The organism is Nitrospina gracilis 3/211 (assembly GCF_000341545.2).
Taxonomy (GTDB): Bacteria; Nitrospinota; Nitrospinia; order Nitrospinales; family Nitrospinaceae; genus Nitrospina; species Nitrospina gracilis.
Map to the genome: position 1 here is coordinate 132,192 of NZ_HG422173.1, position 1,594 is coordinate 133,785.

General features: G+C 58.1%; 1 protein-coding gene. It reads right to left on the minus strand.

Annotation, left to right across the window (positions count from 1 at the left end):
* Positions 1-230: 230 nt before the first annotated feature.
* Positions 231-1,594, minus strand: a 1,364-nt coding sequence (locus tag TX82_RS14865) for an ATP-binding protein (protein WP_187291880.1), incomplete at its 5' end; no start/stop codon positions are given.

The following is a 1,594-nucleotide window of genomic DNA, read 5'->3' on the forward strand; positions in this document are numbered from 1 at the left end:
TTTTTTGAATAAATCCAAGCAATTACTGCGACTACGTATGAAAATATAAATATATATATATTGTTTCCTAAAAAATCTAACATTCCTTATTTCCCAGTTTTTAGTTTTCCACCTCTTAAATATACACGCTCCATAAAGGGAAGAGGAATGTATCTCCCGATTGTACCACCCCCGGTGTCGGCAAAACCACTGCAAGGGAACCCGGTTCATAAACGGGAAATGAAACATGTTCAGGCGGAAGGCAGAGACACCTCATGCGCGCCGTGACGCAGGCACAACTCCCGCGAGGCGCTGTGGCAGGAAAGCACGATCACCTGCCGGTCTTTCGCAAACTCCGCCAGAACTTCCACGAAGCGGTCCCGGCGGGCATCGTCGAAGTTCACCCACACGTCGTCCATCAGCACCGGCAGGGGCTCGGATTCCTTCTCGTATTCCTGGATGAGCGCGAGGCGCAGCGCCAGGTACAACTGCTCGCGTGTGCCGCGGCTCAGGTGTTCCACCGGCTTGAAATCACCGGAAGCGGTCCGCACGTCCACCACGTCCGATTCCATTTGATACCGAACCGCCTCATACGCACCCCCGGTGATGCGGTCGAACCAGTTCGACGCGGCGCGGTACACAGCGGGTTGATGCGATTCCTGATATGTTTTGAGGGACCGGTCGAGCATGGAAAGCGCGAGCGTCGCCACCGCCCAGTCGCGACCGGCGCGTTCCAGCCTCTGCTTCAGCATCTCCACCTGCGACTGCGCATCGAACAAGGCATCGTTGTTGGCCAGACGCTCCTGCTCCTTTTTACAACCGCCGAGTTTTTGATCGATCTCCTGTATCTGTTTAACCAGCTCCTCCACCTGTGCCTCGGTTGTGACGCGTTCGGTATCCAGCCGGGTCGGCTCAGCGTTCCGCAACTCCTTCACCACCGCATCGAACACCTCGCCCACGCCCATGCGCGACTGAACATCCTGACGCGCGCGGTCCGCTTCCTGCTTCAGCCCGCAGGCCCGTTTCCAGGATGACACCAGTTCTTCAAACCCGGCCTCGTCCTTCGCTCCCGCTTCGAGGAGGAGCTTGTCCAGACTGCGTCGCGGAGCCTCTATTGCCGCTTTCAAACGCTCGAGCTTGTCTGCGTGTTCCGCAAGAGACGCGATGATCTGCCTGCGTTCCTCCTGCCGGGCACGCTGAGCTTCATAACGGTCCGCCACCCATTCCATGTTCACCAGAAGGTTGTCTTTCAATTTCGTTCCGGGCAAGGCAGATGCCGCACGTTCGACCAAGGACCACGCCTTTTGCAAATCGGATTCCATGGTTTCGATCCGCCCATCCAGCTCGTCCCGTTCGCGAAGCAAATCCTGCGTGCGCTCGATTCGGCGCATCACGTCCTCCAGCTGGTTCGCATCCAGCCCGGTGTGAAAACCGCCCTCCACAAGCCATTCCTGCCACTCCTTGATAAGACGCGCCCGCGCCGCTTCCGCCTGCTCCACATCGTTTCGGTAGTGCCGCTCCAATGGGTCGTCGGCCTGAACGGAGTGTGACTGTCTGCGAGCCCACACAGCGGCCGCCGCCGCAAGCACTGCACCCAGCACGGAAAACCCGACAC